General features: G+C 51.6%; 26 protein-coding genes and 1 pseudogene. 16 read left to right on the top strand and 11 right to left on the bottom strand.

Annotation, left to right across the window (positions count from 1 at the left end):
• Positions 1-44: 44 nt before the first annotated feature.
• From FFS57_RS06075 to FFS57_RS06065, 3 genes are all read left to right on the top strand, one after another.
• Positions 45-659: a hypothetical protein gene (locus FFS57_RS06075; RefSeq protein WP_137936877.1), complete on the top strand. Its 615-nt coding sequence runs from the start codon at positions 45-47 to the stop codon at positions 657-659.
• 203 nt (positions 660-862) lie between these two features.
• A complete protein-coding gene (locus FFS57_RS06070; protein WP_137936876.1) occupies positions 863-1636 on the top strand; it encodes a flagellar brake protein in 774 nt (257 codons plus the stop codon).
• Between the two features lie 534 nt (positions 1637-2170).
• Positions 2171-3331: a trypsin-like serine protease gene (locus tag FFS57_RS06065; protein WP_137936991.1), complete on the top strand. Its 1161-nt coding sequence runs from the start codon at positions 2171-2173 to the stop codon at positions 3329-3331.
• 64 nt (positions 3332-3395) lie between these two features.
• Here FFS57_RS06065 and FFS57_RS06060 read toward each other — a convergent pair whose 3' ends face one another.
• Positions 3396-4751, bottom strand: coding sequence for an aldehyde dehydrogenase family protein (locus FFS57_RS06060; protein ID WP_137936875.1), 1356 nt, complete (start codon positions 4749-4751; stop codon positions 3396-3398).
• Positions 4752-4846: 95 nt separating this feature from the next.
• Here FFS57_RS06060 and FFS57_RS06055 point away from each other — a divergent pair, with 95 nt between their 5' ends.
• Entirely contained in the window at positions 4847-6742 is a 1896-nt protein-coding gene (locus tag FFS57_RS06055; RefSeq protein ID WP_137936874.1) for a lytic transglycosylase domain-containing protein, read from the top strand.
• 44 nt (positions 6743-6786) lie between these two features.
• Here the strand turns inward: FFS57_RS06055 and FFS57_RS06050 are convergent, their stop codons facing one another.
• From FFS57_RS06050 to FFS57_RS06015, 8 genes are all read right to left on the bottom strand, one after another.
• The gene (locus FFS57_RS06050) at positions 6787-7512 is read right to left on the bottom strand and encodes a VIT1/CCC1 transporter family protein (RefSeq protein WP_137936873.1); all 726 of its coding nucleotides are present in this window, start codon (positions 7510-7512) and stop codon (positions 6787-6789) included.
• 265 nt (positions 7513-7777) lie between these two features.
• Positions 7778-8467, bottom strand: coding sequence for a helix-turn-helix transcriptional regulator (locus FFS57_RS06045; RefSeq protein ID WP_137936872.1), 690 nt, complete (start codon positions 8465-8467; stop codon positions 7778-7780).
• Positions 8468-8508: 41 nt separating this feature from the next.
• On the bottom strand, positions 8509-8904 hold the full coding sequence (locus FFS57_RS06040; RefSeq protein ID WP_137936871.1) for a VOC family protein: 396 nt from the start codon (positions 8902-8904) through the stop codon (positions 8509-8511).
• Between the two features lie 156 nt (positions 8905-9060).
• Positions 9061-9432, bottom strand: a complete 372-nt coding sequence (locus FFS57_RS06035; protein WP_137936870.1) for a VOC family protein — start codon at positions 9430-9432, stop codon at positions 9061-9063.
• Positions 9433-9512: 80 nt separating this feature from the next.
• Entirely contained in the window at positions 9513-9731 is a 219-nt protein-coding gene (locus tag FFS57_RS26245; protein WP_137936869.1) for a DUF1289 domain-containing protein, read from the bottom strand.
• A 63-nt stretch (positions 9732-9794) separates the two neighbouring features.
• Positions 9795-10931, bottom strand: coding sequence for a PilT/PilU family type 4a pilus ATPase (locus FFS57_RS06025; RefSeq protein ID WP_137936868.1), 1137 nt, complete (start codon positions 10929-10931; stop codon positions 9795-9797).
• A 20-nt stretch (positions 10932-10951) separates the two neighbouring features.
• Entirely contained in the window at positions 10952-11701 is a 750-nt protein-coding gene (locus FFS57_RS06020) for a type 2 periplasmic-binding domain-containing protein (RefSeq protein ID WP_137936867.1), read from the bottom strand.
• A gap of 156 nt (positions 11702-11857) precedes the next feature.
• Positions 11858-12898, bottom strand: coding sequence for a type IV pilus twitching motility protein PilT (locus FFS57_RS06015; RefSeq protein ID WP_137936866.1), 1041 nt, complete (start codon positions 12896-12898; stop codon positions 11858-11860).
• Between the two features lie 112 nt (positions 12899-13010).
• On the opposite strand from FFS57_RS06015, the gene FFS57_RS06010 reads away from it, so the two are divergent.
• From FFS57_RS06010 to FFS57_RS05995, 4 genes are read left to right on the top strand one after another with little or no spacing between them, the layout of a single operon-like run.
• Positions 13011-13709 (top strand): YggS family pyridoxal phosphate-dependent enzyme, encoded by a 699-nt coding sequence (locus FFS57_RS06010; RefSeq protein ID WP_137936865.1) that lies wholly within the window; start codon positions 13011-13013, stop codon positions 13707-13709.
• A gap of 9 nt (positions 13710-13718) precedes the next feature.
• A complete protein-coding gene (gene proC / locus FFS57_RS06005; protein ID WP_137936864.1) occupies positions 13719-14531 on the top strand; it encodes a pyrroline-5-carboxylate reductase in 813 nt (270 codons plus the stop codon).
• Positions 14532-14575: 44 nt separating this feature from the next.
• A complete protein-coding gene (locus FFS57_RS06000) occupies positions 14576-15172 on the top strand; it encodes a YggT family protein (protein WP_249383914.1) in 597 nt (198 codons plus the stop codon).
• On the top strand, positions 15166-15450 hold the full coding sequence (locus FFS57_RS05995) for a DUF167 domain-containing protein (RefSeq protein WP_137936863.1): 285 nt from the start codon (positions 15166-15168) through the stop codon (positions 15448-15450). The genes FFS57_RS06000 and FFS57_RS05995 overlap by 7 nt, the downstream gene beginning before the upstream one ends.
• A gap of 64 nt (positions 15451-15514) precedes the next feature.
• On the opposite strand, the gene FFS57_RS05990 is transcribed toward FFS57_RS05995, so the two are convergent.
• Positions 15515-15910, bottom strand: coding sequence for an FxsA family protein (locus FFS57_RS05990; protein ID WP_137936862.1), 396 nt, complete (start codon positions 15908-15910; stop codon positions 15515-15517).
• Positions 15911-15925: 15 nt separating this feature from the next.
• On the opposite strand from FFS57_RS05990, the gene cutA reads away from it, so the two are divergent.
• The 8 genes and pseudogenes from cutA to FFS57_RS26080 all read left to right on the top strand — a co-directional run.
• A complete protein-coding gene (gene cutA, locus FFS57_RS05985; RefSeq protein WP_137936861.1) occupies positions 15926-16252 on the top strand; it encodes a divalent-cation tolerance protein CutA in 327 nt (108 codons plus the stop codon).
• Between the two features lie 194 nt (positions 16253-16446).
• The gene (locus FFS57_RS05980) at positions 16447-18234 is read left to right on the top strand and encodes a protein-disulfide reductase DsbD (RefSeq protein WP_137936860.1); all 1788 of its coding nucleotides are present in this window, start codon (positions 16447-16449) and stop codon (positions 18232-18234) included.
• A gap of 10 nt (positions 18235-18244) precedes the next feature.
• The gene (locus FFS57_RS05975; RefSeq protein WP_137936859.1) at positions 18245-18793 is read left to right on the top strand and encodes a TlpA family protein disulfide reductase; all 549 of its coding nucleotides are present in this window, start codon (positions 18245-18247) and stop codon (positions 18791-18793) included.
• A gap of 196 nt (positions 18794-18989) precedes the next feature.
• On the top strand, positions 18990-19451 hold the full coding sequence (gene aroQ, locus FFS57_RS05970) for a type II 3-dehydroquinate dehydratase (RefSeq protein WP_171013663.1): 462 nt from the start codon (positions 18990-18992) through the stop codon (positions 19449-19451).
• 30 nt (positions 19452-19481) lie between these two features.
• Positions 19482-19964, top strand: a complete 483-nt coding sequence (gene accB, locus FFS57_RS05965) for an acetyl-CoA carboxylase biotin carboxyl carrier protein (RefSeq protein WP_137936858.1) — start codon at positions 19482-19484, stop codon at positions 19962-19964.
• A gap of 69 nt (positions 19965-20033) precedes the next feature.
• Positions 20034-21386, top strand: coding sequence for an acetyl-CoA carboxylase biotin carboxylase subunit (gene accC, locus FFS57_RS05960; RefSeq protein ID WP_137936857.1), 1353 nt, complete (start codon positions 20034-20036; stop codon positions 21384-21386).
• 101 nt (positions 21387-21487) lie between these two features.
• Positions 21488-22378, top strand: a complete 891-nt coding sequence (gene prmA, locus FFS57_RS05955) for a 50S ribosomal protein L11 methyltransferase (protein WP_137936856.1) — start codon at positions 21488-21490, stop codon at positions 22376-22378.
• Positions 22379-22386: 8 nt separating this feature from the next.
• Positions 22387-22488, top strand: a pseudogene (locus FFS57_RS26080) (MJ0042-type zinc finger domain-containing protein); the annotation flags it as partial.
• A gap of 13 nt (positions 22489-22501) precedes the next feature.
• On the opposite strand, the gene FFS57_RS25755 reads toward FFS57_RS26080, so the two are convergent.
• Positions 22502-22863, bottom strand: a 362-nt coding sequence (locus FFS57_RS25755; protein ID WP_249383913.1) for a hypothetical protein, incomplete at its 5' end; no start/stop codon positions are given.

Here is a 22863-nt window from a genome sequence, read left to right as displayed (position 1 = left end):
AGGCTGCATCCAATCCGGATGCAGCCATCTCGAGTGATACGAACATGCCAAAACCACGGGAACGGTCAGGCCGGAATCAGTCAATTCGTGAGCAAATCGCACATATTGCAGCACGGTTGATCGCAGTTGATGGCATTGAGGATTTTGGGCTAGCCAAGAAAAAAGCAGCGCGACAGGTTGGAACAGAGGATCCACAGAATCTGCCTACCAATAATGAGATCGAATCGGCACTTAAGACTTATCGTGATATCTATTTTAAGGAGGATCACCGGAGGCTGCTGACAAGCCTGCGGCAAGAGGCATTGGTTGTCATGCGCTTGCTGGAACGGTTCAATCCCTATTTGGTGGGATCTGTCTTAAGCGGAACAGCTGGTCGATATTCGGATATCAACATCCAGCTGTTTGCCGACTCAAGCAAAGATGTTGAGATTTTTTTGCTAAACCATGCCATCAAGTTCCGGCATTTGACGTTACCTAATGATCGCGCAGAAATGAGTGTCAGCTTCTATTCGAATGACATTCCCATCAGTGCAACGGTATACCCTCGAGATGAGTTGCGCCGCAACAGTACCAGTAGAGATGAGAATAACACCCTTGATCGTGCACGAATTGATCAAGTTGAAAGGTTGATTGAGGAATATGCCATTCAACACGCATAATTGATAACGTCATTTCCTGTTTCATATCTAAAAGTGACAAGCCGATGCTATGAAGCGCGCAGCAAACACAGGTGATCATCGCCCCATTGCTAACATCGAATGGCGGTGCTTGCACAGCATGACTCACACCACAGAAATCTCCCACCACGTTCAAAGTCGTGAACCCTGATTTATGGGGCGGAGTGTAAGGAGTGCAGGCCCTCATGTCTGAAGAATCATTCCGCCGCCTGATCGTCGCCGAAGTCAAACCGCTGGGCGAAGACAGCCCGTATTTGTTGCGATCATCTGCCGAAATATTATTTATCCTGAATGCAATGGCGAAAAAACGTGCCGCAATTAGTGCATTCTTCAATGACCGCCAAGATTTTGCAATGACGTCCATCTTGGTCACGCAAACTGACACCAAACAACTTATCCTTGACCTGACGCCAAGCCAAGCAGCCAATCACTATTTACAACTGACCGAGCGCGTGATGTGTGTTTCCACTCATGACCGAGTCCGAGTGCAGTTCGACACCCCTCCCTTCCAGCTAACTACTTTCGAAGGACGGCCAGCTTTTACCACCCCATTACCGACTAGGCTGCTGAAGTTGCAACGTAGGAGCTATTACCGGTTGACGATCCCCTATAGCCAGACCTTGAAATGCCATATTCCACTCGCGGGTCAAATGCCTGTCGAAGTTGAGGTCATGGACATCAGCATTGGCGGTATTGGTGTCATTGGCTATCCACTGGAAGTCAATTTTGAACCAGGCCTCACCTTTGAGCACTGCAGTATCAACCTGCCAGGTGTAGGGCTGATCGTAACGTCTCTACAAATCCGATCTAGCTTCGATTTCACCTTGCGAAATGGTACTCGCACTCATCGATCAGGGTGTCGCTTTCTGGATTTGCAGCCACAGACAGAACAACTAATACAACGTTATATTCTTGAACAAGAGAGAAGGTTCCGCGCAAGAATGAGCAATGCAACCTAGCTCACAGAGAATGAACTCAAATGACATGCACCAATTCAGTGCATGTCACCTACCATAGCTTAAGTCACATCGAATAGCATGTATTTCCTATACATATATTTGATTTCTGAATATTAGAAAAACAATCTCATTTTTCTCTGCTATTGGTTGAAACGTAGTACACATTAGATTATGTCGATTTTCTTTACAGTCAAGATTTCGAATAAAAATTATTAAAATCATAAACATATTAAATTACATAATTACGCATAAATACGTAATCACTTATACTTACATCGATTGGTGACATGTGATGTTGTCGATTGTTCTTACAACGTTAAATAAATTCGTCTTGTAATATATACAAAGTCTTTTCATATCAAGCCTGTAAGATATGGAACAAATATTGCTAGTCCGCTTAAGTCGTTCGCACCAGTGACTTCGTTATCGAATGTTGAAGGGCAAGGACATCGCGGGAGGCAGGGTTCATCGTGGCGGATAACACCCCAGCTTGGTGACCTGTCAGAGGTACGGCTATCAATACTTGGGAATAAAATGAATACCAAAATCAGGAGAGAGTTTCGCACTACCCTAAAGGCCGTCTCGTTCGCAGTACTGGCGAGCGTTGGGGTATCTGCATTTGCGGTGCCGGTTGGCGTATACAGTGGTATTGCCAAAGCACCTACACCACTCATCACTTCAGGGCATGCACCAGACACGCCCGATTCTCGAGTTGACCCCAATGTGCCAACGTCCAAATTCAACGGCGTGGTCAGCCTGAACATCCGATATGATGGTCAGAGCTTTATCTGCTCTGGCGCTGCCATCAGCCCATGGCACGTACTCACCGCCGGACATTGCGTGGATACCAATGGTCAAGGTAACGTGATCGATATCACCCGCCCTGGTAATGATGTACGCGTTATTTTCAATTCTGAATCCGCACCTGGAAGCGATGGTCGTGCAGTTGTGACAGCCAGTCGTGTTGACATGCATCCTGATTACCAAGGGTTTGGGAATTGCCCAGTGGGCGTGCCTGGCTTTTGCGTCAACGATGATGTAGCAATTGTTCGTTTGCCACGCGCCATCCCTACTACCTCTCAATGGTACAAACTGCACGATGGCAAAATCGACCCGGGTACCGTTTTCACCATGGCTGGCTATGGCACAAGTGGTGATGGCTGGGATGGTTATAACGTTAACCCGGCATTCCGTACCAAGCGCTCTGGCAAGAACGTTTTCGATTATCAGGAAGGTGATGACGAGCAAGGCTATGACCCGAACGGCCCAGCTGAGATCTGGTATGCCGATTTTGACGGAGTCAATCGCAATGGCGAAAAGCGCGATGCATTCTGCGACCCGAGCGTACTAGGTGTCGCTATCTGCGGTGACTCGTTGGGCAACGATGTTGAAACCAACATCGGTGGTGGCGACTCAGGTGGCCCTTCATTCATCGAAGTAAATGGTGAACTGCAATTGGTTGGTAACAACACATTCGGTTTCCGTGTGGGCTGCCTGGAAAAAGACCCAAATACAGGTGAATGCATCAACTGGGATCATCCTAAAGGTGCATTTGGCGATGCAATGGGCGGTATGCTCCTGAGTGCCTATCACAACTGGATCCGTGCAAAGGCAGTACCAGAACCTACCGCTCTGGCCCTGTTTGGTTTAGGTCTGTTGGGTGCCGGCTACACGCTGCGACGTCGTCGTAGCTAATCATCTGTCAGCACGAAAATACCCGGGTTATTACCCGGGTTTCTATTTGCATCATACTTACCAACTAACCGCGTAAAACCTTGATATTGACGAATTCCCGAAGTCCCGCAGCACCCATTTCCCGACCATAGCCAGATGCCTTGACCCCACCCAATGGTAACCGTGGATCTGAGCGACACACCCGATTGATACCGATATATCCCGCCTTTAGTTGTTTCGCCAGCTCAATGGCTCGTGACTGATCCTCGCTCCAGATGCTTCCCCCCAATCCAAAACGATTGTCATTGGCAATACGAATCGCATCTGCCTCATTTCGCGCACGAATCACAGCCGCCACAGGTCCGAACAATTCGTCCATATAGGCAGGAGACCCCGGTGGCACATGGTCGATCAAACTGGCTTGATAAAACAATCCATTGCCGTCCCCATGCTGGCAACCTACTTGTTTCGCTGCCCCCATGGCCAGCGTGGTCACAACCTGTTCGTGAAGCTTGTCACGTAACATGGCACGGGCCATGGGCGCCAGACATGACGAAGGTAAATTGGGATCACCAGGAGTCAACCTTGCAACCACACTTGCCAATCCTTCGACAAACCGTTCGGCGATTTCCGGCACGACAATAAAGCGCTTGGCAGATAAACAGGATTGACCGCAATTGGTAAACCGAGCTGGGGTTGCCTGCGACAGAGTCCAATCCAGATCGGCATCTGCCAACACAATAAACGGGTCCGAACCACCCAGCTCCAGTACCGTTTTCTTCAAATTGGCGCCTGCAACCGCAGCAACAGCGCGCCCTGCCGCTTCCGATCCTGTTAATGCAACAGCTTGTACCTGTGGAGCCGCCACCACCACAGGCACATCATCTGGTTCGATCAATAAAACTCTGAACAAATCTGCTGGCAAACCCGCCTGGTACCAGAATGCCTCAATAGCCAATGCACACTGGGGCACATTGGCGGCATGTTTAAGCAAACAACCATTACCTGCCACCAAGGCAGCGCCTGCATATCGGAACACTTGCGAGAACGGATAATTCCACGGCATGATCCCCAACACCACACCCAATGGTGCGTAAGTGATGACATTGCCATCACCATCGACCGATTCATCCGCTAAAATGAATGAAACGTTGTCAGCAAACCAACGCAGTAAAGCAGCACACTTGTCGACTTCGTCCAAGGCTTCTCGATTGAGTTTGCCCATCTCCCGTGTAATCAACGCGGCAAAGTCCACCCGGCCTTGCTGTAGCAGATTGGCTGCTTGGCGAATGACGGCTGCACGCTCAACTAATGAGCGCTCCGCCCATTCAACCTGAGCATGTGCAACTTTTTCGAGAATATGTGAAACATCAGATGCTGTGTGATTGTCGAATGCCTGCAAGCACTCGCCGGTTGTGGGGTTCAGGCTGAGGTACGGCATGGATATGGTATCGTTATGAATTCGCCCTCTTCCTGACGGCAGCCGGATATCTGGCTGTCGTTTGATAAGGGGCAAAGCATTCAACTATAGCGCTCATGAATCGATTTGTCTTTCCCCTGTTGTTACTATTGACGCCAGCTATTTCATACGCTGCCGTTTCTGCCAATGAATTCAATACAGCACGAGATGCCTACCGTGCCAAGGACATTCCCAGACTGGAACGTCTTGCTGAAAAAATGCAAGGCGATGAACTTGAGATTTACCCACGATACTGGCTGATTACAGCCCAAATCGACGAGATACCGGAGCCACAGATCAAGCAGTTTCTGCAGACCTATTCTGGCAGCCAACTTGCGGATCGCCTTCGTGCCGACTGGCTCAAACAGCTGGGTAAAGCAGAACGCTGGGAGACCTTCAGTGCAGAATGGCCTGCCTTGATCAACAGCGATGCAGAACTGAACTGCTTTCAATACCGTGCACGACACGCTCTGAAGGACATGACCGCCCTGCAAGCGGCCCGACCTTTATGGTTTTCTGGCAAGGATCAATCTGATGGTTGCGGCCCACTGTTTGAGCTGCTCCGTAGCAATGGTTTGGTAACACAAGACAACATTTGGGAACGGATTCGGCTGGCTCAGGAAGAAAACAACCTGGGCCTGATGAAGCGCATGATTGAACTGGTCCCAACCGACCAAGCGTTCAGTAGCAAACAGCTGGATCAAGTTGCGGCTAGTCCGCAAGCAGCACTCAAGAAAGATCAGTTTAGTTATCGTACTCGCGGTGGCCGGGAACTCGCCATCTATGCCATGTTACGGATAGGGCGTACCGATCCAGATCAAGGTGTGGAATTGCTACGCGAGATGAAGGATCACTTCAACGCTGCCGATCAAGCCTATATTTGGGGACAACTTGCACTGGCCTCTGCTCGCAAAAACCGTCCGGAAGCATTGGAATGGTTTCAAATGGCCGGGAACATCGCCCTCTCTCCTCTCCAACTGGAATGGAAAACCCGTTCTGCCCTTCGCTCGGGAAATTGGCAAGCCGTCCTGGCCACCATTGAAAGCATGAGTAATACTCAGCAGGCTGAAGGGACATGGCGCTATTGGCGAGCCCGCAGCTTGAAAGCACTCGGCCGTGTACCAGAGGCCAATGAACTGTTTGCACCACTGTCTCGCGAACACCATTTCTACGGCTTATTGGCACGTGAAGAAGTGGGTAATGTAGCGGATGTGGCGGCCGGTCGCTATCGCCCCAGCGACAGCGAAATCAACGGCATGCGACGACTGGCCAGCTTATCCCGCGCACTCACCTTATATCGACTGGACCAACGTGGTGATGCAGTACGGGAATGGAACTGGGGTGTAAGGGGCATGGAAGATACCCAACTCATTGCTGCTGCAGAACTGGCTGCCCGCAATTTCTGGTATGACCGTGCAATCTACACGGCGGAACGAACCAAAGACGTCCACGATTTTTCGTTACGATACATCGCTCCATATCGGGAAGTGGTACAAGATGCCGCCAAACAGATCGAACTGGATGAAGCCTGGGTATTCGGCCTGATGCGCCAAGAAAGTCGGTTTGTTACAGTAGCCCGCTCCAACGTCGGCGCATCTGGCTTGATGCAGCTGATGCCAGCCACCGCGCAGTGGGTTGCAAAACGCTTGGGCTACAAGAAGTTCCGCGCGGACATGGTAAACGAGATCGGTACCAATGTGCAGCTAGGCACCTATTACCTGAAGCATGTTCTGGACACATTGGGAGGCCAGCCAGTACTGGCCACCGCAGCCTACAATGCAGGTCCGGGAAGAGCAAAGGCCTGGAAAGCAAGTAGACCACTGGAAGCTGCGATCTATATCGAGACCATCCCGTTCACCGAAACCCGCGACTATGTAAAAAAAGTCATGGCCAACGCACATTGGTATAGCCGTAGTTTCAATCAACCCGCCATATCAATGTACCAACGTATTGGTGTCGTGCCAGGCAGCTGATCAGTCATATACCGGGGCGTGCACGATGCGCGCCCTGGATCACATCATAGTAAATGCCTTAACAACCAGATGAGCACAAACAACAAACCAGACACCACTATGGCACCACCGACTACTTTACTCATCGCCAGCGATTCACCTCGTTGCAACCAAATCATTGCCAACAACCCTGCACACGGCACAACATATGCCGATAAAACCCACCCCATGTGGTTTCCCAAGCCTAACAAAACCATACTTGGCACATACCCCATCACAAAACCGGCCATACCCCGCCATGTAGCGGCCATCGGGCTGATCAAAGGCATCTCGTCCAGACATAACAACTCTCGCGTCACGGCATCCAGTGCCTGATCCGGATAATGCCGAATCATTTCAGCCAGCTTGGCTGCAACAGTAGGCGCCAGCCCTCTAGACAAAGCAATCAGTTCTAACGTTGCGGCTCCCTCTGGAGGATACTGGGCTGGATCATCATGCCTGAACGCCTGCTCGGCCTGTCGATCCAACCAGGTCAGGCGACCATCAATGTAACCAGAAAGACCCTGCCACGACACACCCAGCATCAGCCCCACCAATGCCATCAAAAATACTCCGGCCACTGGTAAACCCGCAGCCACGCCACCAGCAACAACACACATCACTGCCACCGCACCACGCTGCCCCCCGCTGATCCAATATTTGCCGTACCAACCCTTTGGGGGGCAGAACACAGCCAATCCGGCAACACCTTGTTGCTGCAACCACCAACGCAAATGCCACGGACCTAACATAGGTAACAGCCATACCAAAAACCGTGTTGTCCAGGACAACGATGACGGAGATGTGAGCCCGACTGTCCGTGCCAATTCAAGAAACAGCACCTGTCTTGGCGTGCCAGATGTCAGGTCAGAAAGTACACGGTAAAGTATTGCGGCAGGCATCATCAGGATATTGGCAGATAGGGTTCACTGTCAGAATGCATCGAACTTACGGCTCCCCAGTCAACTGCAGCCCATGGTCTATAATGTTAAAGACAAACCCTGGAGCTAACCGCACTTATTTGTTTGCGGTACCTGCACACACCAAACGCAGGAAATCATCCAACGTTCGCCCAGATTGATGGTGAAACTGATCGTCAGTCAACATGATGGCGGCCATACGGTCCACTCTGAAGTTACGGAAATCTTCACGCAGTTCGCACCATGCACACAATGTCCAGACCGCCCCCCAAAAAAATACACCAAGAGGCCAAACCGTCCGACGGGAAGACTCTCCATCAGCACGCACATAGTCGAAGCCAATCTTGTGCTGCGTCAGAATCGCTTCACGCAGTGGGGTCAACTGTGCTACTGGGTAGTTACGCATCTCGACTGCGTAAAAACCAGACTGTCCAAACGAAGGGCGCAAGTCCTTCGGCAATACAGCTTCAATCTTTGACAAGGCCGCTTGCGCTGAACGCGCCAACTGTGGTTCGCCCCAAGCCTTGAGCATCCGCGCGGCGACCAACAAGGATTCAAGCTCCGAGCGATCGAACATCAATGGTGGCAAATCAAAACCATGAGCCAACCGATATCCAACCCCGGCTTCACCATCAATTGGCACACCACTGGCCATTAAATCGGCAATATCACGATAAACCGTACGCACTGAGATATTCAGTGCATCGGCCAACGCCTGTGCAGTCAGCACGGTACGCCGGCCGCGCAATAACTGCACAATCTGGAACAAACGATCTGCGCGGCGCATGGTTCACCTCCTAACAGAATCGGGGTACAAACCCGCCTGCGTTACGATCCGCCCATAGGAGTACAGAGTTCTATCAGCATTCCTTCACGGGACCTCACATAAGCGACGGTTTGTCCCCAAGGCTTGTTTGCAGGCGGCCTTAATGGGGCTGCACCGGCAGACACAGCTTTATGATAAGCCGCGACCACGTCAACCGTCGCAAAAGCCAGCTCAATACCGATCACCACCCCCTCTACCGTGACAGGCTTGTAGTGCCCGCCCAGGTTTGCTTCTGCCACTTCATGTGTGGCAAAAGCTAATACCGTGCTACCCGTTTCCAATTCCCCATACTGGCCAGATTCGTGCAGGAATCGACATGTCAAACCAAAGGCTGCTTCGTAAAATGCCAGTGTCTCCGGCACTGATGCAACGTACACAATGGTATAAGCAAATTTCATCGATTTCCTTTGACTCCATAAGGTAGCCGTACAACTGAACATCAGCCTCCTCCTGACGAGCAGTGAAAAGAATCCAAGCCAGCCTGCACAGACAGGGCGTAAAAATGCGCCCCGAACTGCTCGCCACCTCGGTTGAGGCATCGAGGCCAAGCCACCTTAATGCGTCGAATGCAGGCCGATCACGTTACCTTCGCTATCGCGGAACTGTGCGATGTAGCCAATGTCGCCCGGCAGCTTGGTTTTCTCCATCACAATCTCGCCACCAGCCTCGTTCACGCGACCCAACATCACCGTCAAGTCTTGTCCCCCATTCAGATAAATACGCACACCAGCTTCGTTGGGTTGCAAATTCAGTCCCTTGACGATACTCCCACCCACACCAGTTTGCTGATCATAAGGGAGAATAGCCACGGGCGTGTCGTCAGCACACGCCTCCACACGCAAATCGGCATGGTAGACCGTTTGATAGAATCGAACAGCACGATCAAAATCTGCAGCAGGAATTTCAAACCAGTTAATGGCATTCATGACAAGTCTCCTAGACAGAGTGAATGAGCCCCATTGGCTCAATGGAGACACTTTAAACAAGGGCTACTGACAACGTACTGTCAGTAGAGTTGATCCAGCAAGATTCCAGCAGCGATCGCCGCATGCCGTTTGTCTAGCTGCTGCCAGATCTCTGCACGCTGAGCGGGCGTCATATCCCTCCATTGGGCAATTTCTGTCAGAAATCGCAAGCACCCGACACAGTATTTGCCCTCATTATCCAACTTGCACAACTTAATGCAGGGGGATTCTGGGCACGCAACGGATGCAAAGATTGTCATTTCGATACTCCAAAAAAGTGGGGGCACAACAATGTGCCCCCATCTTCAACCCGCAGCAAATCATCAGAGAATATCGAGGTGATCGATACCTTCCATCACATCGCGATTCTTCGATTCCTTGGAATCCAACTTGATCTTGAGGCGTAGGTCGTTTACCGAGTCCGCATTGCGCAGCGCATCTTCATAGGTGATTCGGCCTTGTTCATAGATATCAAACAAGGCTTGGTCGAAGGTCTGCATACCGAGTTCACGGCTCTTGGCCATGATTTCCTTGATGCCATGCACTTCACCTTTGAAGATCAAGTCCGATATCAATGGAGAATTCAGCATCACCTCCACAGCAGCAACCCGCCCCTTGCCAGAGCGATGTGGGATCAAACGTTGTGACACGAATGACTTCAAATTCAGCGACAAGTCCATCAACAACTGCTGACGACGTTCTTCAGGGAAGAAGTTGATGATCCGGTCCAATGCCTGGTTGGCACTGTTGGCGTGCAAAGTTGCCATACACAAGTGACCAGTTTCCGCAAAGGCAATCGCGTAATCCATGGTTTCACGATCACGAATTTCACCGATCAGAATCACGTCTGGTGCCTGACGCAGTGTATTACGCAATGCTGCGTGCCAGGATTCGGTATCGACACCGACTTCTCGCTGGGTCACGATGCAATTGATATGCTCGTGAACATATTCCACTGGATCTTCAATGGTGATGATGTGCCCGTAGGTTTTCTCATTACGGAAACCAATCATGGAAGCCAAAGAAGTTGACTTACCTGACCCGGTACCGCCAACGAAAATAACCAAACCGCGCTTGGTCAGCGCCACATCCTTCAATACTTGAGGCAAGCCCAGGTCATCGAATTTGGGGATTTCCGTCGTAATCGTCCGCAGGACCATACCAATACGGCCCTGCTGTACAAAGGCATTGACCCGGAAACGACCAATGCCGGGGGGGCTGATGGCAAAATTACATTCTTTGGTAGCTTCGAACTCTTCAGTCTGGCGGTCATTCATGATTGCTCGGGCCAGCTCTCTTGTGTGCTGGGGTGACAATGCCTGATTGGACACCGGGGTCAACTTACCGTCGATTTTAATCGCCGGGGGAAAATCCGCTGTAATGAACAAGTCAGATGCATTCTTGCTGCGCATCAACTTCAGCAAGTCATGCATGAATTTGGACGCTTGATCTCTTTCCATGGTGTCTCCTTACCGCAATCTCATTGCGGCGAATGCTGCGGCAACTGCCAAGGCTGCCAGTCTCGATAGGGGTTGGCGGTAACCGAGGCCAACAGTGCATCGAACCGCCCGTTGGCCAACAGTTTGCCTATTGCAGTTGAAATCAATCTGTCCACCTCAGCCTGATTGCCGTCTTTCCGCAGGGCAAATTTGACGTTGAAGCCAGCATAACGAGTACGCTTGATATTGCTGAGCTTGAGCCGCAACAATACTTCATCCACCGGCCTGAAAGAAAAAACGTAAGCATCAATACGCCCCGCTGCTACTTTTCTCAGGCTGGATTCAATACTGGCCGACGGCTGCACCGGAAAATCAAAATAGTCACGATGCCCTGGATCGGTTTCAACGCGATAGTACCGCATGTTGCCTGGTAAGACATCAGCATTATCACGTCGCGTATATGCAACAAACACGGTTTCAAACAATGTGACGGTCGAGTATGTGTAAGGCACTGGCTCATGCTGGATGCGGGACAATTCTACGATCGGCACATGTGCGTCGATCAAGCCTGACTCCAACATGGAAAGCGATCTTTTGAACGGGTACACACCCTGCACAACAAATCGGTTTGGTGCAGCGACCTGGTTCATGGATTCAATCAACTGCCGCCACAGATCATGCTGCGGCACATCACCCAACGCCACATTAATGTCTCGAGCGACAGCTGGCATGGCCAGCCATACCAGCGTCACAGGCAACCAACGATGCGAGTACAGGATCGAGGCCAGCATGTCAGCTCCCCTGAAACCATGTACATCTCAAGTTTCAATCAGCATTGATAAATCAGCGTCACACACATGCGCCGTTTGCCAGCATCGAGACATACATACGAAAAACCGCATAAGCAGCCACCGTTCCCATACCATTCAGCAATCCTGCAAATGCGATTACATAAAGTTTTCCTTGTTGGCCGCTTTCGTTCTTGCTTCACCAACCGATACGATATTGCGGCGAACCAATTCGGTAAGACACTGATCGAGCGTCTGCATGCCCACATTCTGACCGGTCTGAATCGCGGAATACATCTGGGCAATCTTGCCTTCGCGGATCAGGTTACGAATCGCCGGTGTACCAATCATAATTTCATGTGCTGCACAGCGACTGGTGCCATCCTTGGTCTTCAACAGGGTTTGCGAAATCACGGCACGTAGTGACTCTGACAACATCGACCGCACCATTTCCTTTTCTGCTGCCGGGAATACATCGACGATACGGTCGATGGTCTTGGCTGCAGAACTGGTATGTAGGGTACCGAACACCAAGTGACCAGTTTCAGCAGCCGTCAAGGCCAGGCGAATAGTTTCCAGGTCACGCATTTCACCTACCAGAATCACATCCGGGTCTTCACGCAATGCAGAACGCAGCGCGTTGTTGAAGCTCATGGTGTGCGGGCCAACTTCACGCTGGTTGATCAGGCATTTCTTGGATTCATGCACAAATTCGATCGGATCCTCAACGGTCAGGATGTGGCCATAGTCGTTTTCGTTAATATAGTTGATCATCGCTGCCAGCGTGGTCGACTTACCGGAACCGGTTGGACCAGTTACCAGTACAATACCTCGTGGTTGTTGCGAGATTTCAGTAAACACACGTGGTGCGTTCAGGTCTTCCAGTGTCAGCACTTTGGATGGAATAGTACGGAACACCGCACCTGCACCGCGGTTCTGAACGAAGGCGTTGACCCGGAAACGGGCCAGATTGGAGATCTCGAACGAAAAGTCGCATTCCAGCGTTTCTTCATACACTTTACGTTGTCCGTCGTTCATGATGTCGTACACCATGTCATGAACATCACGGTGCTCCATTGCCGGCAAGTTGATGCGTCTTACGTCGCCATGCACCCGGATCATAGGGGGCAAGCCGGCAGAGAGATGCAAGTCCGAGGCCTTATTCTTGACCGCGAACGCAAGCAGCTCCGATATTTCCATTTATAATCTCCCGAAATTCACGCCAAAAGTTGTTTCAAACCCGCACCAGATGCGGATTGGCGCATGTACTAAAGTGCATCAAGAAGTGCATCAGAAAACGCTGAAATTCATTATGGGCACAATAAAAACCGCATTGCAAGCAGTCAACGGTCATATCCGGGCCACCGAAGCCGCATGCCATCGGCCAGCAGGGTCAGTTCGATTGCTGGCCGTGAGCAAGACTTTCCCTGCTGAAGCTGTACAAGAAGCATTCGAAGCAGGACAACGTGCATTTGGTGAAAACTACGTTCAGGAAGGCGTTGCCAAGATTCTGGCATTGGCAGACCTACCAATTGAATGGCATTTCATTGGTCCGTTACAAAGTAATAAGTCACGCTTGGTCGCCGAACACTTTGACTGGGCTCACAGCATCGACCGGCTGAAAATTGCCGAGCGGCTATCAGCCCAACGCCCAGCCAATCTGTCACCACTGCAGGTTTGCATCCAGGTCAATGTCAGCGGCGAAACCAGCAAGAGCGGCTGCCGATTGAATGATGTACCAGAAATAGCCCATGCAATACAGCAATTGCCAAATATTCAGCTGCGTGGCTTGATGTGTATTCCAGAAGCCACCAACGATGACACCGCGCTTCGTAGGCAATTCCGGGCATTGGCCAACTGCCTGACGGAACTGAATGCACATGGTTTTGGTCTGGATACGTTGTCGATGGGTATGTCTGCCGATATGCCCATCGCCATTGCCGAAGGCGCCACCATTGTGCGCATCGGCACCGCAATTTTTGGCAAACGCCAACCCACTGAACCCAATTAGACGATCACTATGAACATTACTTTCATCGGCGGAGGCAATATGGCAACCGCGCTCATCGGCGGTATGCTGCAACAGGGATTCAATGCCAAATCCCTAAGCGTGATCGAACCCAGTCAGGAAAAACGTGCTGAACTGGCTAATCGATTCGGCGTGCGCTCGCAGGCCTCGCTATCCACTGGGTTGCCTAGCAGTGATGTGGTACTGATTGCCGTCAAGCCGCAGAGCATGAAAGAAGTCGCTGGTGAACTGGCCGGCCAGCTCAAGCATCAGTTGGTGATTTCCATCGCAGCTGGCATCCGCATTGACACGCTGGTTAGCTGGTTGAATGGCTACCAGCACATTGTGCGTGTCATGCCCAATACCCCAGCCATGGTACAAGCCGGCATTTCAGGTCTGTTTGCAGCATCCGGGGTAGGACACAATGCGCGCGATCAGGCGGAGCAAATCATGCGCGCTGTTGGACAGGTCGTGTGGGTAGATGCTGAGCAAAAGATGGATGCCATCACTGCGATGTCGGGCAGCGGCCCCGCCTATGTGTTTTACTTTATGGAAGCCATGATGGCGGCAGGCAAGGCACTAGGTTTTTCAGACACCGATGCCCGTAAGCTGACCTACGCCACCTTTGAAGGTGCAGTCAAATTGGCAATGGATAGTGCTGACGATGCCGCGACCCTACGTGCCAAAGTCACCTCGAAGGGCGGTACTACTGAGGCAGCCCTCAATAGCATGGAGGCATCGGGTGTCAAAGAAAGTATTGGCGCGGGAATCGCCGCAGCCAGCTACCGTGGACAAGAGCTGGGTGATGCATTGAGCAAACAGTAGTTTGCACAGATACCTGTTACCAAAACATATTAAAGAGGAATGGTATGTCGCAAATGGCGCAAGCATTGCGTTTCTTGATCGAAAACATCGCGGGCTTTTTTGCCCTCGCCTTGCTACTTCGTTTTTACCTACAGGTAGTCAAGGCGCCCTTTCAGCATCCGCTGCCACAATTCCTGTTGGCCTTTACCAATTGGATTGTGTTGCCTACTCGACGCTTGGTCAAATCCGTCGGCGGTTATGATACGGCAACATTACTACTGGCTTGGCTCACCATCCTGCTGAAGGACTTCCTGATCATCCATCTGTTCCCAATTTCGGTCAGCTTTGCAATGCCCACCGCACTGATCGGATTGATGTTATTGGCACTGGTGCATGTATTGCAACTGTCGTTGTACTTGCTGATTGGCGCGGTGATCGTTCAAGCCATCCTGTCCTGGGTCAGCTCCTATGGCAACCCATTGACTCCTATTCTGGGCCGTATCACCGATCCATTCCTGCGCCCTTTGCAAAAACGCATTCCAACCGTTGGCGGTGTAGATTTGAGCCCACTGGTGCTACTGTTGATCCTGCAATTGATTCTGATGGTACCTATCAGCTACATGGAGGGTGCCATGTTCGCCATGATGAGTACTAACTGGTGAGTTGGTACCGACTGCAGGATGGCGTGCTGACCTTGACACTACACATTCAGCCAGGTGCCAAAAAAACAGAGATTGTCGGACTCCATGGCGATGCATTGAAAATACGCCTGGCAGCGCCACCCGTTGATGGCAAGGCCAATGCCGCTTTGCTGGCTTTCATCGCAAACCGGTTTGAGGTGCCCATTAGGGAGGTCCGCCTGAAATCAGGTGAGACATCTCGCCGCAAAGTGGTCGCCATTACTGGTAGCACCAAGCCACCAGAACATTTGCTTGAATGACCATTTAGAAATACATCGGCCCGGGCGGCGACTACCTGGGCCGTTTTCGTCAAAGGAACCCCAATCAGCGCAAACGGGTAAAACTATCGTCTACTCGCCGATACTCTCCTTCGATGGTATCGTCCTGCGGCATTTTGACAGTTGCAAACTTAGGCTGCCACGGTAGCAGCAATAGCAATGCCAACGCATCACTCAACACACCAGGCACAATCAGCATGATGCCGCACAACGCAATCCGCACATTCCACAACATACCAGCAACGGGGTTACCGCTCTTCAACGCTTGCATGATCAGCAATGGCGCACCCAAACGCTGACCTTTCAGAATCAGCATCCCACCTAAAAACGAACCAAGCAGCCACAGCCAGATCCACCCACCAATCATTGAGCCAACCCACAAAGTGGTCGCCAGCTCAAGCACCGGGAATCCAAGTAAAATAAACAACACAATTCGAACCATGACTAACCCTTCAATATGACAACGCTACTCATCATTACCACTTTGCCAGATACCGAGAGCGCCCATCGGTTGGCAACAGATCTGGTCGAAGCAAAACTGGCAGCATGCATCAACATTCTGCCAAGTACGACATCTGTTTATCGATGGCAAGGCAAAACCGAAACGGCCTGTGAAATCCCGCTACTGATCAAAACCCGTGCGGACCGCTATCCTGCCGTAGAAGCCGCCATTCGATCAGCGCACCCATATGAACTTCCCGAAATCATCGCGGTCAACATCGACAAAGGCTTACCAGAATATTTGAACTGGGTCGCCAACGAGAGTTCGCCAGGTTCGAAATAATTTGTCGAACACATTTGATCTAACGTTTCTTAACTTTATGGCCAAATGCTTGCTGAAAACCGAGCAAATGATGGCACCGCGCCTGCAACAAAGGCACTTTGATTTGAGCTGATGGTAAGAGTAGACTCACTCACCCGATCAACCAAACGACGCGATTTATGTATCAAATGGCGCCGATTTACAGAAAAACAAGTATGTCACGTCTGCTTCGCCCATTCATTGCATTGATCATACTGTGCATGGCAGCCCTGACTGCCCATGCAGCAGGTTCAACAGATTTGTTACCACCTGAGCAGGCTTTTGCTGCCCAGGCCCGTCTGGTTGATCCGCAAACCGTTGAAATCAGCTACAACATTGCCAGCGGCTACTATATGTACCGTGAACGCTTCAAGTTCAAGCTGGAACCGGCTGGTAGCGTGACCGAAGCTAGGTTTCCACCGGGTAAAATCAAACAAGACGACTACTTCGGCAAGGTTGAAACCTATCGTGACATACTGAAATTCACACTACCGCTGTCACAACCCCTATCCGGCCCCATCACCTTGAAGGTTACATCACAAGGTTGTGCGGACGTCGGCGTGTGTTATCCCCCCTACACACATAATCTGAAGCTTAGCCCAGGCAGCAGCAACGGCGTCGGGACCACTAAGCTGGACAAACTGTTCGGGGCAGATGCATCTGGCCCGCCAGGCACCGCCAATCCATTTGCAAGCAAAAGCCTGGTCAGTCTGCTGGGCTTTTTCTTTTTGGCAGGGCTAGGCTTGGCTTTTACTGCCTGCATGTACCCGTTAATCCCCATCTTGTCTGGCATTATTGTCGGACAAGGGCACACCGTTGGTAAAGCCCGTGGGTTTCTGCTCAGCATGTTGTATGTACAGGGTATGGCGCTTGCGTACGCAGTGGCAGGTATCGCTGCTGGCCTCACAGGCACATTATTGAGTAATGCGCTGCAAAAGCCGTGGGTGCTGGGCTTGTTCAGCATATTCTTTGTCATCATGGCCGGTGGAATGTTTGGCCTGTATCAAATTCAACTTCCCAGCAGCTTGCAAAGTCGTTTGTCCAACCAATCGAACCGCCTCAAGGGGGGGCATTATGCCTCGGTATTCGGGATGGGCGTACTGTCAGCACTGATTGTCGGGCCATGTGTAGCGCCGCCGTTAGCAATGGCATTGGGCTATATCGGCGCCACCAAGGATGTCGTGCTAGGTGGTTCGACACTGTATGCCATGGCATTGGGCATGGGCGCTCCCTTGATTGCAGTCGGTGTGTTCGGTGGACATATCCTGCCACGCGCTGGCAGTTGGATGAATACCGTTAAAGCAATTTTCGGTACCGTCATGCTGGCCGTTGCAATCTGGATCGCCACACCGATCCTGCCACCGCTGGCATATATGCTGGCTTGGGCCGCCTTGCTGATCATATGTGCCATCTACCTGCATGCACTTGATCCCTTGCCCAGTAATGCCAGTGGTTGGAGAAAGCTATGGAAAGGCGTAGGGGTGATAGCCCTGATAGGTGGCAGTGCATTGCTGCTAGGCGCGCTAGCTGGCAATCGGGATGTCTTGCAACCGTTGAAATCCTTCACCTTGGCAAACCAACCTGGCACGCCCACAGCGCATTCCAGCTTGGCATTTCAGCGAATCAACTCCCCTGCTGATCTGGATGCCGCGTTGGTCAACCACGCAGGCAAACCAATCATGCTCGATTTCTATGCAGACTGGTGTGTATCCTGCAAAGAAATGGAACGTTTCACGTTCAGCGATGACCGGGTTGTCAGTAAATTGAGCAATGTCGTACTGTTGCAAGCCGATGTGACTGACAACACTAAAGAACATCAGCAGTTGTTGAAGCGGTTTGGACTATTTGGCCCACCTGGCATCATCTTCTTCAATGGTCAGGGCCAGCCACACTCGGAGCAGGTAGTCGGCTATCAACCCGCTGATCAGTTTCTGGATACCCTTAATCGTCTGATCCAACCCTAAGTTGAACAACATGATGACCAAAGTCAAACAAATGCTTCTTGCCACCTCGGTGGCAGTCGCCGGCCTGGGTGCCGGAGTATTGACCGCTTTCATGCAGCCACTTTCCGCACAAACAGTCACCCCGCCAGCCGCAGCCATCGGGGTGGACTTTTTTTCAACTTCCTTACCCGGTTTGGACGGAAAACAGTACAAATTGAGCGAATGGAAGGGAAAAGTGCTGATCGTCAATTTCTGGGCGACATGGTGCCAACCTTGTCGGTTGGAAATCCCCGAATTTGTCGAATTACAGCAAAAATATCGTAACAAAGGAGTGCAATTTGTCGGCATTGCGCTTGATGAGCAGGCGGCAGTTGCTAAATTCAGTAAAGAATTTGGCATCAACTACCCCACCCTGCTCGGTGAAGAACAAGCTATGGAGATGATGCGTACTGCTGGCAACAAGATAGGTGGATTGCCGTTCACCGCAGTCATTGATCGCCAAGGGAAGATTGTCTCGATTGCGGCTGGAAAACTGTCGAAAGCCAAGCTGGAAGCGGCGATTGAGCAAGTGCTTGGCTAGACTGGCCGGTAGGAACTTTTGCTTGCCTCAGGGTTTCTCCGCATATATGCTGTGAACCCTACCGGCAGCGCGGCTCCGCAGCCAATCCAAGCTATCCAAAACGCATGCCTTAACAGCAAAATTGCAGTGAACGCTAGACAACTTCGCTGATCTTGCTGCAAACTGCTGTGATGTTCAAAACGCCTGTGATGCACCCATGACCGCTGTGAAGCGAGACATTCTGGTATTGCACGGCCCCAATCTCAATCTGCTCGGCATGCGGGAGCCGCATTTGTATGGTGCGGATCGCCTAGTGGATATAGATGCCCGATTGCAGCAAGTGGCCTTAGCTGCCGGTTTGCAATTGAGCAGCCTGCAAAGCAACGCCGAACACGTTCTAATCGAGCGCATTCATCAGGCATATAACGACAACACCGGGTTCATCATCATCAACCCCGCCGCATTCACGCATACCAGTGTCGCCATTCGCGATGCGCTGGCGGCGGTGAAGATCCCGTTTATTGAAGTACATCTCTCCAACGTTCATAGCCGCGAGCCGTTCCGCCACAAAAGCTTTTTCTCTGATTTGGCGGAAGGTGTCATTTGCGGACTGGGCGCACAGGGTTATGAGTTGGCATTGCAATACGCCCTCCGCCAACTCGCTGGCAAAATCGCCTAAGGCCCTGAATACAGATAAGAAAGGACAAGCATGGACTTGCGCAAACTAAAAAAGCTGATCGAAATGGTGGAGGAATCCGGCATCGCCGAGATTGAAGTCACTGAAGGCGAAGAGAAGGTCCGCATCAGTCGTGTTTCTGCCAATGCCCCAGTTGCTTATGCACCACAACCGACCCAGGTTATTCTGCCACAAGCCATGCAAATGGGTGGCACCCCCATGATGGCACCTGTGCCCGCCCAGGCCGCAGCGCCAGTCGCAGCAGCTGCGCCTGCGATTGAAGGAGAAACAATCAAATCTCCTATGGTTGGGACCTTCTATCGCTCCCCCAGCCCCGGCTCAAAGTCATTTGTCGAGGTAGGTCAGCAAGTCAATGTTGGCGATACCCTATGCATCATTGAAGCCATGAAGCTCCTGAACGAAATCGAAGCTGAAAAAGCCGGTGTGATCAAGGCCATCCTGATCGAGAACGGCCAACCGGTGGAATACGGCGAACCCCTGTTCATCATCGGCTAAGTTTCGTGAGGCACGTATCAGTCTGAAATACAGACTGCATGCAATTCCTCACTCCTCACGGAGTCATCCATGTTCGAAAAAATACTGATCGCCAATCGTGGTGAAATTGCGCTGCGCGTATTGCGCGCCTGCCGCGAGATGGGTATCAAGACCGTGGTCGTGCATTCCGAAGCCGACCGCGAGGCGAAGTACGTCAAACTGGCCGATGAATCTGTCTGTATCGGCCCGGCACCCAGTCAACAAAGCTACCTAAACATTCCTGCCATCATCAGCGCAGCTGAAGTCACCGATGCCCAAGCAATCCACCCAGGATACGGCTTCTTATCGGAAAATGCGGACTTTGCGGAGCGCGTGGAACAATCCGGCTTTGTATTCATCGGACCACGTCCGGAATCCATTCGACTGATGGGTGACAAGGTATCCGCCAAGGATTCAATGAAGGCCGCATCGGTACCATGCGTACCAGGCTCAGATGGCGCCCTACCGGAAGACCCGACAGAAATCACGAAGATCGCCAAGAAGATTGGTTACCCGATCATCATCAAGGCAGCCGGTGGTGGTGGTGGTCGCGGTATGCGCGTGGTCCATACTGAGGCGGCCCTGATCAGCTCGGTCAATATGACGCGTGCCGAAGCACAAGCTGCTTTCGGCAACCCGACGGTCTACATGGAAAAATTCCTGGAAAACCCACGGCACATTGAAATTCAGGTACTGGCAGATGAATACGGTAACGCCATCTACTTGGGCGAACGCGATTGTTCGATGCAACGTCGCCATCAAAAAGTGATTGAGGAAGCACCAGCTCCGGGCATTACCGACAAGCAGCGCAAAAGGGTTGGCGAAGCTTGCGCCGAAGCCTGCCGTAAGATTGGTTACCGTGGTGCTGGTACCTTCGAATTCCTGTTCGAAAATGGCGAGTTCTATTTCATTGAAATGAACACTCGTGTTCAGGTTGAACATCCAGTGACGGAACTGATTACTGGCATCGATATTGTGCAAGAGCAAATTCGCATTGCCGCTGGTGAAAAACTGCGATACACCCAGAAAGATGTGGTTTTGCGTGGGCATGCCATGGAATGCCGTATCAACGCTGAAGATCCATTCAAATTCACACCAAGCCCTGGCCGGATTACGACCTATCACCCACCTGGCGGCCCCGGAATTCGTATGGATTCGCATATTTACCAGGGTTATTTCGTACCGCCGAACTATGACTCGATGATTGCCAAGGTAATTGCCTACGGTGATACTCGTGAACAAGCCATGGCCAGAATGCGGATTGCCCTGTCTGAGATGGTGGTGGAAGGCATTCAGACCAACATCCCATTGCATACCGAACTACTGAATGATTCGTCCTTCCAGCGTGGTGGTACAAGCATTCACTACTTGGAACACAAGCTGGAACAGCGAAACAAGCGCTGATCCGCAATTTTATTGTCGCTTAGCGATGTCATTCAGATAAAATACCCAGCCGGCCCAATGCCGGCTGTTGCTTTTATCTTCAAGCGTTTGAATCGAGAAACATGAGCTGGCTTTCCGTTACCATTGCAACTGACGCACGTCACGCAGATGCACTTTCTGATGCCCTGTTTGATTTGGGTGCTCTTTCCACCAGTATTGAGGATGCTCACGCTGGAACGGATTCCGAGCAACCCATTTTCGGCGAACCTGGTGAACCTAGTGATACCGTCTGGGAGGCCAGTCACGTGATTGCGCTGTTTGATGCCGATGCCGATGTGAGCGGCATTATTGCCGAGGCGGCTACTCAATGCGGCATCGCAGTACCGGCTTACCAGTCCACCACGGTGGAAGAACAGGATTGGGTGCGCGCCACACAGGCCCAGTTCGATCCAATCCGTATTTCTGATCGTCTTTGGATTACGCCCACTTGGCACGAACCACCCAACCCACAAGCCATCAACCTGCAGTTGGATCCAGGCTTGGCCTTTGGCACAGGCAGTCACCCCACTACGCGCCTTTGCCTACAGTGGCTGGATAAACATCTGCAGGCCGGGGAAACTGTGCTGGACTATGGTTGTGGCTCAGGCATCCTGGCAATTGCAGCCAAGAAGCTAGGTGCCGGCGATTGCCTTGGTGTCGATATCGATCCGCAGGCAATTGTTGCGTCCAATCAGAATGCCGAACAAAATCAAGTCCAGGCCACATTCTGCTTACCAGACGCGATGCCTGGTATTACTTATGATGTGGTGGTCGCGAACATCCTGACCAACCCGTTGCGCATGTTAGCCCCATTACTGGCTGGCAGCTGCCGTCCTGGTGGGCGAATTGCGCTTTCCGGCATCCTGGAAAGTCAGGCGCAAGAGATCGTTGAGATCTACTCCGCCTGGTTTGATCTGGATGAGCCTGTATTCGATGATGGCTGGACCTGCATCTCAGGCACCAAAAAACATTGAGGATGTGAATGAAGGTCACGCACTGCCCTAATTGCCAAACCTGCTTCAAGGTCACGCCAGAGCAATTGGCGCTTTACAACGGCAAAGTCCGCTGCGGCCGCTGTGCCTTCGTTTTCAATGCCCTCAATCATCTTGTCGAAGTAGAGGAGATGGCAGCATATACCCTGCGCATGCCACCCAATGCCGTGCAAGGCGAAACCACACAGAATTCAATACAAGAACCGACGTTGGCGCAGTTGGAAAAAGAAGCAAACGCAACCACTCAGGTCGCAGACACTCCAGCTCCAGCTCCAGCTCCAGCTCCAGCTCCAGCTCCAGCTCCAGCTCCAGCTCCAGCTCCAGCTCCAGCTCCAGCTCCAGCTCCAGCTCCAGCTCCAGCTCCAGCTCCAGCTCCAGCTCCAGCTCCAGCTCCAGCTCCAGCTCCAGCTCCAGCTCCAGCTCCAGCTCCAGCTCCAGCTCCAGCTCCAGCTCCAGCTCCAGCTCCA

The sequence above is a fragment of the Chitinivorax sp. B genome (assembly GCF_005503445.1).
In the GTDB taxonomy this organism is placed as follows: domain Bacteria; phylum Pseudomonadota; class Gammaproteobacteria; order Burkholderiales; family SCOH01; genus Chitinivorax.
This window is presented reverse-complemented; position numbering and strand designations above follow the sequence as displayed.

Bases quoted from the DNA above. Each gene is read 5' to 3' on its own strand.
- FFS57_RS06075 (WP_137936877.1), top strand. From the start codon at position 45: ATGCCAAAACCACGGGAACGGTCAGGCCGGAATCAGTCAATTCGTGAG.
- FFS57_RS06070 (WP_137936876.1), top strand. From the start codon at position 863: ATGTCTGAAGAATCATTCCGCCGCCTGATCGTCGCCGAAGTCAAACCG.
- FFS57_RS06065 (WP_137936991.1), top strand. From the start codon at position 2,171: ATGAATACCAAAATCAGGAGAGAGTTTCGCACTACCCTAAAGGCCGTC.
- FFS57_RS06060 (WP_137936875.1), bottom strand. From the start codon at position 4,751: ATGCCGTACCTCAGCCTGAACCCCACAACCGGCGAGTGCTTGCAGGCA.
- FFS57_RS06055 (WP_137936874.1), top strand. From the start codon at position 4,847: ATGAATCGATTTGTCTTTCCCCTGTTGTTACTATTGACGCCAGCTATT.
- FFS57_RS06050 (WP_137936873.1), bottom strand. From the start codon at position 7,512: ATGTTAGGTCCGTGGCATTTGCGTTGGTGGTTGCAGCAACAAGGTGTT.
- FFS57_RS06045 (WP_137936872.1), bottom strand. From the start codon at position 8,467: ATGCGCCGCGCAGATCGTTTGTTCCAGATTGTGCAGTTATTGCGCGGC.
- FFS57_RS06040 (WP_137936871.1), bottom strand. From the start codon at position 8,904: ATGAAATTTGCTTATACCATTGTGTACGTTGCATCAGTGCCGGAGACA.
- FFS57_RS06035 (WP_137936870.1), bottom strand. From the start codon at position 9,432: ATGAATGCCATTAACTGGTTTGAAATTCCTGCTGCAGATTTTGATCGT.
- FFS57_RS26245 (WP_137936869.1), bottom strand. From the start codon at position 9,731: ATGACAATCTTTGCATCCGTTGCGTGCCCAGAATCCCCCTGCATTAAG.
- FFS57_RS06025 (WP_137936868.1), bottom strand. From the start codon at position 10,931: ATGGAAAGAGATCAAGCGTCCAAATTCATGCATGACTTGCTGAAGTTG.
- FFS57_RS06020 (WP_137936867.1), bottom strand. From the start codon at position 11,701: ATGCTGGCCTCGATCCTGTACTCGCATCGTTGGTTGCCTGTGACGCTG.
- FFS57_RS06015 (WP_137936866.1), bottom strand. From the start codon at position 12,898: ATGGAAATATCGGAGCTGCTTGCGTTCGCGGTCAAGAATAAGGCCTCG.
- FFS57_RS06010 (WP_137936865.1), top strand. From the start codon at position 13,011: ATGGGCACAATAAAAACCGCATTGCAAGCAGTCAACGGTCATATCCGG.
- proC (WP_137936864.1), top strand. From the start codon at position 13,719: ATGAACATTACTTTCATCGGCGGAGGCAATATGGCAACCGCGCTCATC.
- FFS57_RS06000 (WP_249383914.1), top strand. From the start codon at position 14,576: ATGTCGCAAATGGCGCAAGCATTGCGTTTCTTGATCGAAAACATCGCG.
- FFS57_RS05990 (WP_137936862.1), bottom strand. From the start codon at position 15,910: ATGGTTCGAATTGTGTTGTTTATTTTACTTGGATTCCCGGTGCTTGAG.
- cutA (WP_137936861.1), top strand. From the start codon at position 15,926: ATGACAACGCTACTCATCATTACCACTTTGCCAGATACCGAGAGCGCC.
- FFS57_RS05980 (WP_137936860.1), top strand. From the start codon at position 16,447: ATGTCACGTCTGCTTCGCCCATTCATTGCATTGATCATACTGTGCATG.
- FFS57_RS05975 (WP_137936859.1), top strand. From the start codon at position 18,245: ATGATGACCAAAGTCAAACAAATGCTTCTTGCCACCTCGGTGGCAGTC.
- aroQ (WP_171013663.1), top strand. From the start codon at position 18,990: ATGACCGCTGTGAAGCGAGACATTCTGGTATTGCACGGCCCCAATCTC.
- accB (WP_137936858.1), top strand. From the start codon at position 19,482: ATGGACTTGCGCAAACTAAAAAAGCTGATCGAAATGGTGGAGGAATCC.
- accC (WP_137936857.1), top strand. From the start codon at position 20,034: ATGTTCGAAAAAATACTGATCGCCAATCGTGGTGAAATTGCGCTGCGC.
- prmA (WP_137936856.1), top strand. From the start codon at position 21,488: ATGAGCTGGCTTTCCGTTACCATTGCAACTGACGCACGTCACGCAGAT.